This window comes from Frankia tisae (genome assembly GCF_025403405.1).
Lineage (GTDB): Bacteria > Actinomycetota > Actinomycetes > Frankiales > Frankiaceae > Frankia > Frankia tisai.
On sequence record NZ_JANEZT010000227.1, the window covers coordinates 1 to 11,105 of the forward strand.

Below are 11,105 nucleotides of genomic sequence, written 5' to 3' on the forward strand. Positions count from 1 at the left end.
GATCGGGGGTGGCGCGACGCAGCGCCGACCTCCGATGGTGCTGCCCCTGCCGGGGTGGACCGGGGGTGCCCGGACGGCCGTCGGCGTCACCGTCGCCTTTCCCCGCGGGGGTGGTGACACGCTCCGGAAAATCCATCGGGCCCGGGACGAGTGACCTGGATAGGTCGTTCGTCCCGGGCCCGCAGGGGGTCCACCGGCCTCGCATGGGTCAGCCGGTGTCTCTGGTCAGCCGGCGTCGGTGCCCTGCGCGGCGTCGTCGTCATCGCGCAGGCCGAAGCGGCGGATCGCGTCCTCGACCAGGCTGGCCTTGACCTCACCGGCCCGGGCCAGGGACTCCAGGGTGGCAACGACGACCGACTCGGCGTCGACCTTGAAGTGCCGGCGCAGAGCCAGCCGGGTGTCGGAGCGGCCGTAGCCGTCGGTGCCGAGCGAGGTGAATGCCTGCGGCACCCAGCGGGAGATCTGGTCGGGCACCGCACGCATCCAGTCGGAGACCGCCACGACGGGGCCGGGGGCGCCGTCGAGGATGCGGGTCACGTACGGAACGGCGTCGTCGGCCTCGGGGTTGAGCAGGTTGGCCCGGTCGCAGTCGAGGGCCTCCCTGCGCAGCTCGTTCCACGAGGTCACCGACCACACGTCGGCGGCGACGCCGAAGTCGGCGGCGAGGATCTCCTGCGCGGTGAGCGCCCAGTGGATGGACGTGCCGCTGGACAGAATCTGCGCCCGCGGCCCCGAGCCACCCTCGGCGCCCGCGGGCGGCAGGCCACCGACGAGCTCCTCGGCCGGCCGGAACCGGTACATGCCGGCGATGATCTGTGCCGGGTCGAGGCCGGCCGGCTCGGCCGGCTGAGGCACGGGCTCGTTGTAGACGGTGAGGTAGTAGAAGACGTTCTCGTCGCGCTCGCCGTACATCCGGTCCAGGGCGTCGCGGACGATGTGGGAGACCTCGAACGCAAACGCCGGGTCGTAGGCGACGCAGGCCGGGTTGGTCGAGGCGAGCAGCAGCGAGTGGCCGTCCTGGTGCTGCAGGCCCTCGCCGTTGAGCGTGGTCCGCCCGGCGGTGGCGCCGAGCAGGAAGCCGCGGCCGAGCTGGTCGCCGAGCGCCCACATCTGGTCACCGGTGCGCTGGAACCCGAACATCGAGTAGAAGACGTAGACCGGGATCATGTACTGCGCGTGGGTGGAGTACGAGGTCGCGGCGGCGATCACCGAGCCCATCGAACCGGCCTCGCTGATGCCCTCGTGCAGCATCTGGCCAGACTCGGACTCCTGGTAGGACAGCAGCAGCTCGCGGTCGACGGCCTCGTAACGCTGCCCGTGCGGCGAGTAGATCTTCGCCGTCGGGAACATCGCGTCCATGCCGAAGGTGCGGGCCTCGTCGGGGATGACCGGCACGAAGCGCGCGCCCATCTCCTTGGTCTTCATGAGGTCCTTGAGCAGCCGGACGAAGGCCATCGTGGTGGCGACGGGCTGCTTGCCCGAGCCCTTGCGGAGCTCGTCGAAGATCTTCGCGGGCGGCTGGGTGAGCGGCTTGGCGCGCACGACCCGGCGCGGTATGGACCCGCCGAGCGAGGCCCGGCGCTCCCGCATGTACTGGATCTCCTCGGAGTCCGGCCCCGGGTGGTAGTAGGGGGGCAGGTCGCCGGTCAGCGCCGAGTCCGGGATCTCCAGGTACAGCCGGTCGCGGAACTCCTTGAGCTCCGCCTTGGTCAGCTTCTTCATCTGGTGGGTGGCGTTGCGGGCCTCGAAGTCCTTGCCCAGCGTCCAGCCCTTGATGGTGTGGGCGAGGATGACCGTGGGCTGACCGGTGTGCTCGGTGGCCGCCTTGTAGGCCGCGTAGAGCTTGCGGTAGTCGTGGCCGCCGCGGGAGAGCTTGCGCAGGTCGTCGTCGGCGAGGTCGGCGACCATCCGGCGCAGCCGGGCGTCCGCGCCGAAGAAGTGCTCGCGGATGTACTCGCCGGACGACGTCGTGTAGGTCTGGAACTGCCCGTCCGGGGTGGTGTTCATCCGGTGGACGAGGGTGCCGTCGGTGTCCTTGGCCAGCAGCGGGTCCCAGTCGCGACCCCAGACGACCTTGATCACGTTCCAGCCGGCGCCGCGGAACAGCGACTCCAGCTCCTGCATGATCTTGCCGTTGCCGCGGACCGGGCCGTCGAGGCGCTGCAGGTTGCAGTTCACCACGAAGATCAGGTTGTCGAGCTCCTCGCGGGCGGCGACGCCGAGCGCGCCGATCGACTCCGGCTCGTCCATCTCACCGTCGCCGAGGAACGCCCACACCCGGCTGCTCGAGGTGTCCTTGATCTGGCGGTTGAGCAGGTACCGGTTGAACCGGGCCTGGTAGATCGCGTCGATCGGGCCGAGGCCCATCGACACGGTGGGGAACTCCCAGAAGTCGGGCATGAGCCGCGGGTGCGGGTAGGACGACAGCCCGCCCGACTCGCTCTCGCGGCGGAAGGCGTCGAGCTGGGACTCCGTCAGCCGGCCCTCCAGGAACGCACGGGCGTAGATGCCCGGCGAGGCGTGCCCCTGGATGAAGATCTGGTCACCCGAGTCGCTTCCCGGCGAGGAGCTGAGATGGTCCTTGCCGCGGAAGAAATGGTTGAACCCGACCTCGTACAGGCTCGCGCTCGACGCGTAGGTGGCGATGTGGCCGCCGACGTTGTACTCGGGCCGGTTCGCGCGGCTGACCATGATCGCCGCATTCCACCGAATGTAGGCCCGGATGCGGCGCTCGACGTGCTCGTCGCCGGGGAACCAGGGTTCGCGTTCCGGCGGAATCGTGTTGATGTAGTCCGTGCTGGTGAGACCGGGAACCCCGACCGCCTTCTCGCGGGCTCGTTCGAGAAGCTTCAGCATGAGGAAGCGGGCCCGGCCGCGGCCGGACTCCTCGATGACCGAGTCGAGTGACTCCAGCCACTCGCTGGTCTCCGAGGGGTCGATGTCCGGCAGCTGACTCGGCAGCCCGTCGGTGATGACCGAGAACTTCCGGGTTGTGTCCTGCGCCACGCCTTCTCCTGCTCCTCAAGCTTCCGGGGCCGCCGTGGCCGCACGAGAAGGTCCTCCTCGCGCGTCCGCCGGCCCATGTGTCACTTCACGTGCACGCGGATACGGGAACCCGCATGATCGATGCGTTGCCGCGTCCTGGCCGCTCGTCAACTTCTCCTTCGGCGCGCCGCTGCGGGTGATCGGCCGACTCCCATCGGCCGAGGGCGGGAACCCGGCGAGCGAACACGCCTCAGTCCATCGTGCTCCGTCCGCGCGACCTCGTCACGCACGCCTTGGTTACTTTCGAGTAGAGAATCGGGCGATACGCGCGGCGTTGTCGACATGTCGTCCGCGGTGCAGCCGGTTCAGTGCCCCCGCCTGGTAGACAATCACCCTGATGGACACCCGGATGAAGACGACGACGCTGTCCGTGCACACCGGCCGCCTGGAGCGTGTGGTCGACCTCACTCCCGACGCGGTGCAGTTCGTCACTGGTTCCGGTGATGGCCTGCTGTCGGTGTTCGTGCCGCATGCCACCGCCGGGCTGGCCATCCTCGAGCTGGGCTCCGGCAGCGACCCGGACCTGCTCGCGGCCCTCGCCGAGCTGCTGCCCGCCGACAGGCGGTGGCGCCACGCGCACGGCTCGCCCGGCCACGGCCGATCCCACGTCATGCCGGCGTTCATCCCGCCGACGCTCACCGTCCCGGTGCTCGACGGGCGGCTCGCGCTCGGCACCTGGCAGTCGATCGCCCTGGTTGATCTCAACGTGGACAACCCTGATCGAACGGTCCGACTGTCGTTCCTGGCAGGATGATCGAGCTTCTGGCGGCGTGATCGAGGTCCGATGCGGGTACCGGCGGGGAGTCGTCGCACGTCCACCACGCTGTCATCGGTCCACAACCGACGGCGTGGCACTTGCGCAGCTACCGGGAGGTCCGGTGGACTAGGTCAAGACGCACCGGGTGATGTCCCCATCGCGCTGGTGCGTCCACGATGGAACGGGACGTCTCCGCGGCACGCGCGGAGCGACACACGAGCAGGAGGTAGCGCAGGGTGAGTCCGACCGCGGCGAACGCCGAGGGTCAGCGCCGGGCGGAGCGACTGGGAGTCTCCGCCGGGACCCAGGTGCAGTCGCTCAACGAGGACGATGACATCGCCCAGGATCTGCTGGACGCGGTGACCAGCGCCAGCGGCACCGAGCTAGTCCCCGAGGACTCCGACGACGTCGTCGACGTCATCCTGCTGTGGTGGCGGGAGGACGACGGGGATCTGGCCAACGCGCTCATCGATGCGCGTCGCCAGCTGTCCGACGAGGGTGTGATCTGGCTGCTCACGCCCAAGGCCGGACGGGACGGCCATGTCGCGCCGAGTGATGTGCTGGACGCGGTGCCTACCGCGGGTCTGGTTCAGACCAGCACGTTGAGCGTCGCGCAGGAGTGGTCCGGCCAGCGGCTGGCCGCGCCGAAGTCGCAGCGCGTTCGGCACCGCTGAGGCCGGCGCGAGGGCGTCCGGCGGCGGGTGGGCCGGGCGCCGTCGAGTCATGCCCGCGTCCGGGTCGGGTCGGGCCTCGGCCGGCCCCCGCGGCGCGGGCTCATCGGTACAACGGCACCTGCTGGCCCTCGACGGCGCCGGGGTAGCGGTCCCAGAGCCGGTTGAGCTCAAGCTGGAGGAACAGCGGCCCGACGCCGATGAGGAAGAGTACGAACGCGAGCACCGGGTTCGTCTCCGGCACGCCGGCGGCGTGCTGGGCAGCGCGCGTGCGGGTGCCCAGCCGCCACGCGGCGACGAAGGGCGGCACGATGATCAGCCAGCCGACGAGGAACGCCAGCAGGGACAGGGCCGGGTTGACCTGTATACGCCGGTCGTACTCGCCGAGCTCCCGGTTCGTCTTGTAAACCCACACGAAGTAGTAGACCCCAAGGGTGATCAGGGGCAGGCCCAGCCAGACGGCGAAGGGATTGCGGTGCTTGCCGAGTACCCCCGCCCCGGCGGAGGAGTCGGGTGCGCCGGGCGCCCCGTTCGGGCCGGGGAAGCCGTAGTCGGGGGTCGCGGGATAGCCTTGCTCCGGCTCGGGGCCGGGCAGCGATTCCCGGAAGGCATAGATCGGGAAGCCGCCGGTCGAGGTGCCCGGCCCATCGATCGGGTGAGGTTCCTGCGCCGGGTGATGGCTTTGCTGGTCGGGGTAGCCGTGTTGGTCGGGGTAGGCACGCTGGTCGGGGTAGCCGTGTTGGTCGGGGTAGCCGTGCGATTCGGGGTAACCGTGCGGGGTCGCACTCTGATTGGTCAAGGTGGGCCTGCCCTCATCGGTGTCCATAACCTGTGGCGCACGCGGAGCACGCACCGTGTTACGCGCATGTCCGGTCGATGGCTCCCGTGTCGATCGGCCAGACTAGGCCAGTCTGGCGTAGGAAACTCGAGCACTCGCCGCATCAGTGCCCCGGGAGCGTGAAAGATACCTTCCGTCGGGATCGAAGCCGGATGATCCTTCGTCTCGGCGGCGGCTCGACGGCTCCGGGGCGTCCGTGTGGGCTATCCGCGGGTGGTCGGCCGGTTTCCACGGCGCCGTAACTGGCATGCTGGCTCAGGGCCGGCGGATCGACCGGCGGGGGTGCCCGAACCGGTGGGTGCCGTCGCCCGGTCCGTTCCGACCCCCGCCCGCTGTCGCGATCATGCAAGGCCCGGCGGTTCTGGCGGAGTCGGCCCGTGCATCGTCCTGATCGGTGCTCCGTCACTGTGATCAGCCCCATTGTTGTGGAGAGGAAGCGCCTGTGACCGTCGAGGTTGGCTCCGTCGCCCCGGACTTCTCGCTGAAGGACCAGAACAACGAGACCATCACCCTGTCGGAGTTTCGCGGCAGGCGGAACGTCGTCCTGCTGTTCTACCCGCTGACCTTCACCGGCGTCTGCCAGGGCGAGCTGTGCTCGGTCCGGGACGACCTCGGCTCGTTCCAGAACGACAACGTCCAGGTACTGGCGGTCTCCGTCGACTCGCCGTTCGCCCACAAGGTCTGGGCCGAGCAGCAGGGCTACGAGTTCCCGCTGCTCGCCGACTTCTGGCCGCACGGCGAGGTCGCGAAGGCCTACGGCATCTTCAACGCCGAGCGGGGCATCTCCGTGCGCGGCACCTTCGTGATCGACAAGGAGGGTGTCGTGCGCTGGAAGGTCGTCAACAACATCCCCGACGCGCGGGACCAGGCCGAGTACCTCAAGGCGCTGGCCGCCCTCTAAGATCGACGTACGGGAGCCGGCCTGGCGTACCTGGGTAGTCGTGGGGCCGGCTCCCGCTGTCGGTGGCATCCTGGAGCATCGGCGCACGATCGGCGACGGCGAGTCACCGTCTGCCGATCCAGGCGCCCGATCGTTCCACGGGGCGTCGCGGCATGCGTAGTCTTAGTCAGCTTCGTTTTTCAGGTCTCCCGGGCGCGTAGCTCAGCGGGAGAGCGCTCGCCTTACAAGCGAGTGGTCGCAGGTTCGATCCCTGCCGCGCCCACAAACCCTTACACCGCAGCGGTTTTCGGTGCCGGGCTCTGGCTTCCCAGTGAAGCACGTTGGACAGACAGCGCTAAACTACCCGATCATGAGTCCTGTTGACCATGGTCCGTGGGGATCGCTGGTACGCCAGTGGGGCCGGTCCCTTGAAGGGCGCACGCTCTCCGTCCGCACCCGCACGCTCTACCTCGGCGCGGTCGATGACCTTGTCCGGCACCTGGCCGAGCACGACGGACCGACCGATCCGGCGGAGCTGGAGCGGTCCCACGTGGAGGCGTTCCTCGCGGACTATGCGGCTACCCACGCGCCCGCCACCGTCTCGTTGGTCTTCCGCGCGCTGCAGCAGTTCGGGACCTGGCTCGCCGACGAGGAGGACCTCGACCGGTCCCCCCTCGACCGGATGAAGCCGCCCGTGGTCCCGGAACAGCCGGTGCCAGTGCTCACCGACGATCAGATCAGGGCCCTGCTCGCGGGATGCGCCGGCCGGGATCTGGTGTCACGACGGGATGAAGCGATCATCCGCCTGTTCATGGATACCGGGGCGCGCCGGGCGGAGATCGCGAATCTCAAAGTTGATGATGTCGACTTCGGCCAGGACGTGATTCACATCCTGGCCAAGGGGCGTCGGGCCCGCGCTGTGCCGTTCGGGAGCAAGACGGGTATCGCGCTGGAGCGGTACGTGCGAGTGCGCACCCGGGACCGGTGGGCCGGCAAGACGGACGCCCTGTGGCTCGGCGAGAAGGGCCGCGGGCCGTTCAGCGCTGATGGCATCCGCCAGATGCTCTGGCGCCGCGGCGACGCGGCCGGCATCAAGGGGCTGCACCCGCACCAGTTCCGCCACACCGCCGCGCATACCTGGCTTGCCGCAGGGGGAGCTGAGACAGACTTGATGCGGAACATGGGCTGGCAATCCCCTGCCATGCTGCGCCGCTACGGGGCGAGCGTGGCCGACGAGCGGGCCCGGGAGGCGCACCGGCGGCTACGGCTGGGGGATCGGCTGTAGCCGGCCTGCTGTCGCTCCGAACGGCCCGGACCCCGATGGCGCAGCGTAGGCCGTGGTCGGACCACGGTCCAGGGCACGGGCACCCCGCGCGCCTGGGGGCTGGATCCTGCCTGCGGGACGAGGTGAGCAGTACCCACCCCATCCTCGGCAGCGCCGGAGCAGCGGGGACCGGCATGACGGCCGGCCGGGTCTCGGCCTCCCTCGTCTTCACCGCGAAATAGGTCTGGGCCGCGGCGATCTCCGGCTTGCGGGGGTCGCCGTTCATCGCCACGAGGTACGCGCCGTACCTGCTCAGGTGGACGTCAGGGATGGACCGGCGCTGGCCACGAACGTTCATGGTCATCTCGGTGGCGTCACCGAAGTTACTCTCAGTGTCGTGCCCGCTGTTCCGGCACGCAGCCTTGGCCCGCTCGATCGTGTCCACAGCGTTCCGCCAGTCAGCGGTGTACCCGAACGCAGGGAACAGCTCCCGGGCTGACCAGTGCTCCCGCCCGTGTTCGTCGACCTGCCGGAGCGCGTCGAACGGGCTCCCCGCCGTAGGGACGATCTCGGTCACCGCCGCCGCCCCTCATCGTCGCCTTTGCCTCGGCCGCCGGCTTGGGCGAGGCCGACGAGCCCGGCCACCACGACCGCCCGGACGACCTTCGCGAGACGCGGAACGAAGCCCTTCGCTGCACCGACGGAAAGACGACGGCCGCAGCGATCTGGGATATCCCACAGAAACACCGGAAGAATTGACCGGCCGTTGCCGGCAAACCCATTTCACCGCATCAAATGCGCGAAATATTATTCGCATATCGGATTCCTGGCTCGGGGGGGCACAATGATCGTGACCGATATAACCACTACCGGGGGAGACCCCGGTTTCACCGCTCACGCCGGGGCGACCTTCGGTGGGCTGGCTGCCGCGTTCGTCGTGCTGCCGGCCGCCCGCATCGCGACGTCGCTGCACACCAGCGAGTACGGGAAGGGGTACGCACTGTTCGAGGTGGCCGGTACCGCGCAGGGTGACCTGCTGGCGGTGCGGGAGAGAGTGAGGGACGGCGCGCCGGTCCACCCAGATCCGTGGTTCGAGGCGTCGATCGCCGCCGGGCTGAAGCGGGCCGGGCTGCCAAGTAGGGGGGCGCGCATGGCCGACGATCCGACCCGCAACCCGGCCGACAATCCGATGATCGTAGAGTTCTTCCCGGATGACGGGGAGCCGGGTTTTCTCGGCAGGCCCGGGATCACTTTCGGCGAGCTGGCCGTGGCCTTCGCCGCGATGCCGTCGGATGCGGTCGCCACCATCCTCGACACCGACGGTGATTACTTCACGGTGATCGGGACACGGCCGGAGAACCTCATCTCGACCCGAGACAATATGGCAGCGCAAATCATCGTGGAGCCTGGAGGGATGGCCTGGTTCTTCAACTCGATCAGCACTGCCCTGGCCCGGTTCCAGCGACGAGGCGATCTGGCAGCCTGATCCCGGATCTTCGACGACGGCCCCGGCTGGTGCTTCGAGCACCGGCCGGGGCCGTAGGCGTCTCCGGAGATCTGGATCGGTCCACTGCGCTTCGTGGCCGCTCGACGACGAGCACAGACCACCCATTACGGTCAGCATGTGATCGGACGAGACCGGTACCACGTCTACGTGGACGAAGCAGGTGACCGCGGGTCGAAAAGCACCTCGTCTCCGGTTTTCATCTTGTCGGCGATCATCGTTCATGCGGACGTCGATCGGTCGGTTCGCGAAGCCCTGGAGAAGATTAACGGTCAGCTCGGGCGAGCGCCGGACCGTGAGGTCCACTGGCGAGAGCACATCCGCGAGCACGGTGATCGGAAGATGGCTGCAGCCACCCTCGGCGCAGTCGACGCGCACTTCATCAACATCGTGGTGTGCAAGCTGAGCTACGACGAGGCCCCCACCAGCTTCATCAGCGATCCAATCGCCCAGTACAACTTCTGCGTACGACTCCTGCTGGAGCGCGTCTCCTGGCTCATGGAGCGGCAGCAGCCACGTGGTGTCGCGCAGATCCACTTGGCGCACGTCCGCCGATTCAAGTACGACCGGCTCCACAGCTACCTTGAAGATCTGCAGAAGCAGAGAACGCGCATCGCATGGGAGGCCCTGTCACTGCCACCGAAGATCGAGGCTGCCCAGGCAATCCGGGGCCTGCAGGCGGCCGACATCCTCGCTGGCACCGTGTACGCGGCCGTCCGGACAGACCGCCACGGTGAGTACGAACCCGAGTACCTCCGCCGAGTCGCACCGAGGCTGTGGACGGGGCCGACCGGCAAGCTGGAGACCTACGGGCTGAAGTTCCTCGGCCGGCCCGGGTGCACAGAGCCGTTCGCCTGGCTTGCGGAGATCAAGGCGATCGCCTGCGAAAAGCCGAGCGGCCCGCTGTAGAGGGCCGGGCCGACAACTGCCGCCGCTTGGACGGGTGTCGCGTACTCGCGACTGCCGGTAGTTCCCGCGCCCCTACAACGGGCCGCTTGCACGAAGTGAATGTACCCACTCTGCCCCAGACCACAACCCACCACCTGGCACTAATTTGCTCATGGCTCTATTGGGCTAGACGCCTACGCCGTCTCCCCCCATCTCCGCGCCAGCCCAGCCGGCGTCTGGTGCCCGTTCGCGCGAAGGCATGCCCTTGTGGTGTGACGTCATGCTGCCTCCCGGTGCCGGGCGTGCTCGTGGTGGATCGGGCAGCGGGTGGGAACGCCGCTCTCGGGATCGTCGTAGGTGTGCTGGCCTGGCCGGCAGCTGTACCGGCACACATGTGGCTCAGGGGCACGCTGCGACACAGGGGTGGCCATCCACCCGAACGGGCTGGTTTCGGCTGTCCACGAGTCGCTCAGCGGCTCCGTCGGGGCTGGTTCGGGGGTCTGTCCGTCTTGGTCGACGACTGTCACGCCCGTGTTGTCGAGCCGCTGGCCGCCGTCGGTGGCCTCCGCGGCCTGCGCGGCGAACTCGGCCAGGGCGCGGTCGGTCTGCTGCCGGGCGGTCTCCCAGCGCGGCCTGCGGGAGCCGGACACCGCCGGCGGGATCAGCGAGGGCAGGAACCGGGTAGGTGCCGCTTCCACCGCCGTCCGTAGGTAGGCGACCGGGTCGGACACGGCGCGCGGGGTGCCGTCCTTCGCGCGGAGCACCATTGCCACGCCCTTACCGGCCAGGTCGCGGTCGATCGTCTGCCCGGTCACCTCGTGTACCGCGTCGATGAGGGCCTGGACCAAGTCGACACCGGCGCTGGGAAGGGGGTCGTCATCTGCGACCCCCTTGGTGGCGTCCGCACTGTGGACGTCATCGAGCGGAACGGCCTGCCGGACGCAGTCCAGGAGCACCGCGGCCGGATCGACACCCGGCGGGATCTCGCCGGCCAGCTCTTCGGCGAGCACGCCCGGTTCGACCCCCGCGGCGAGCCGCTCGGCGACCGCGGTCACCAGCTGGTGGCGTGCGGCGCTGTCGAGGACCACACCGAAGCCGGTCACCTCACGGTCGACAAGCGATTCCGCGGTGAGCATCCACGGGCCGCAGGCCGACGGCGGAACCGGTGATCCCTCGTTCTCCTTGCTGCCCGTAGTGGACCCGGCCGGGCTGGGTTCGGGTGCGGGCAGCGAGACGTGAGGGTCCGGCGGGGTGGGTC

9 protein-coding genes, 1 tRNA gene and 1 pseudogene are annotated in these 11,105 nt (G+C 69.0%); 7 read left to right on the forward strand and 4 right to left on the reverse strand.

The features are described from left to right. Nucleotides 1-225 precede the first annotated feature (225 nt). A complete protein-coding gene (gene aceE, locus NBZ85_RS20150) occupies nucleotides 226-3,006 on the reverse strand; it encodes a pyruvate dehydrogenase (acetyl-transferring), homodimeric type (RefSeq protein ID WP_308204995.1) in 2,781 nt (926 codons plus the stop codon). A 388-nt stretch (nucleotides 3,007-3,394) separates the two neighbouring features. Between aceE and NBZ85_RS20155 the strand changes: the two genes are divergently transcribed. Further along, the gene (locus tag NBZ85_RS20155; protein ID WP_261556782.1) at nucleotides 3,395-3,799 is read left to right on the forward strand and encodes a YjbQ family protein; all 405 of its coding nucleotides are present in this window, start codon (nucleotides 3,395-3,397) and stop codon (nucleotides 3,797-3,799) included. 239 nt (nucleotides 3,800-4,038) lie between these two features. After that, entirely contained in the window at nucleotides 4,039-4,476 is a 438-nt protein-coding gene (locus NBZ85_RS20160; RefSeq protein ID WP_136447287.1) for a DUF3052 domain-containing protein, read from the forward strand. A 100-nt stretch (nucleotides 4,477-4,576) separates the two neighbouring features. On the opposite strand, the gene NBZ85_RS20165 is transcribed toward NBZ85_RS20160, so the two are convergent. Further along, nucleotides 4,577-5,272, reverse strand: coding sequence for a DUF4234 domain-containing protein (locus NBZ85_RS20165; RefSeq protein ID WP_372517732.1), 696 nt, complete (start codon nucleotides 5,270-5,272; stop codon nucleotides 4,577-4,579). A 481-nt stretch (nucleotides 5,273-5,753) separates the two neighbouring features. Between NBZ85_RS20165 and NBZ85_RS20170 the strand changes: the two genes are divergently transcribed. From NBZ85_RS20170 to NBZ85_RS20180, 3 genes are all read left to right on the forward strand, one after another. Then, complete coding sequence (locus NBZ85_RS20170; protein ID WP_261556778.1) at nucleotides 5,754-6,212, forward strand: peroxiredoxin; 459 nt, start codon at nucleotides 5,754-5,756, stop codon at nucleotides 6,210-6,212. Nucleotides 6,213-6,402: 190 nt separating this feature from the next. Continuing rightward, a tRNA-Val gene (locus NBZ85_RS20175) sits at nucleotides 6,403-6,474 on the forward strand. An 87-nt stretch (nucleotides 6,475-6,561) separates the two neighbouring features. Next, nucleotides 6,562-7,476: a tyrosine-type recombinase/integrase gene (locus NBZ85_RS20180; protein WP_261562404.1), complete on the forward strand. Its 915-nt coding sequence runs from the start codon at nucleotides 6,562-6,564 to the stop codon at nucleotides 7,474-7,476. Nucleotides 7,477-7,702: 226 nt separating this feature from the next. On the opposite strand, the pseudogene NBZ85_RS33260 reads toward NBZ85_RS20180, so the two are convergent. Beyond that, nucleotides 7,703-8,032, reverse strand: a pseudogene (locus NBZ85_RS33260) (BRO family protein); the annotation flags it as partial. 189 nt (nucleotides 8,033-8,221) lie between these two features. On the opposite strand from NBZ85_RS33260, the gene NBZ85_RS20185 reads away from it, so the two are divergent. Both NBZ85_RS20185 and NBZ85_RS20190 read left to right on the forward strand, forming a co-directional pair. Next, nucleotides 8,222-8,941, forward strand: coding sequence for a hypothetical protein (locus NBZ85_RS20185; protein WP_261562405.1), 720 nt, complete (start codon nucleotides 8,222-8,224; stop codon nucleotides 8,939-8,941). Nucleotides 8,942-9,109: 168 nt separating this feature from the next. Continuing rightward, entirely contained in the window at nucleotides 9,110-9,868 is a 759-nt protein-coding gene (locus NBZ85_RS20190) for a DUF3800 domain-containing protein (RefSeq protein WP_261562406.1), read from the forward strand. A 257-nt stretch (nucleotides 9,869-10,125) separates the two neighbouring features. Here NBZ85_RS20190 and NBZ85_RS20195 read toward each other — a convergent pair. After that, nucleotides 10,126-11,105: hypothetical protein (locus tag NBZ85_RS20195; RefSeq protein ID WP_261562407.1), on the reverse strand; the 980-nt coding region annotated here is incomplete at its 5' end.

Bases quoted from the DNA above. Each gene is read 5' to 3' on its own strand.
- NBZ85_RS20155 (WP_261556782.1), top strand. From the start codon at position 3,395: ATGAAGACGACGACGCTGTCCGTGCACACCGGCCGCCTGGAGCGTGTG.
- NBZ85_RS20180 (WP_261562404.1), top strand. From the start codon at position 6,562: ATGAGTCCTGTTGACCATGGTCCGTGGGGATCGCTGGTACGCCAGTGG.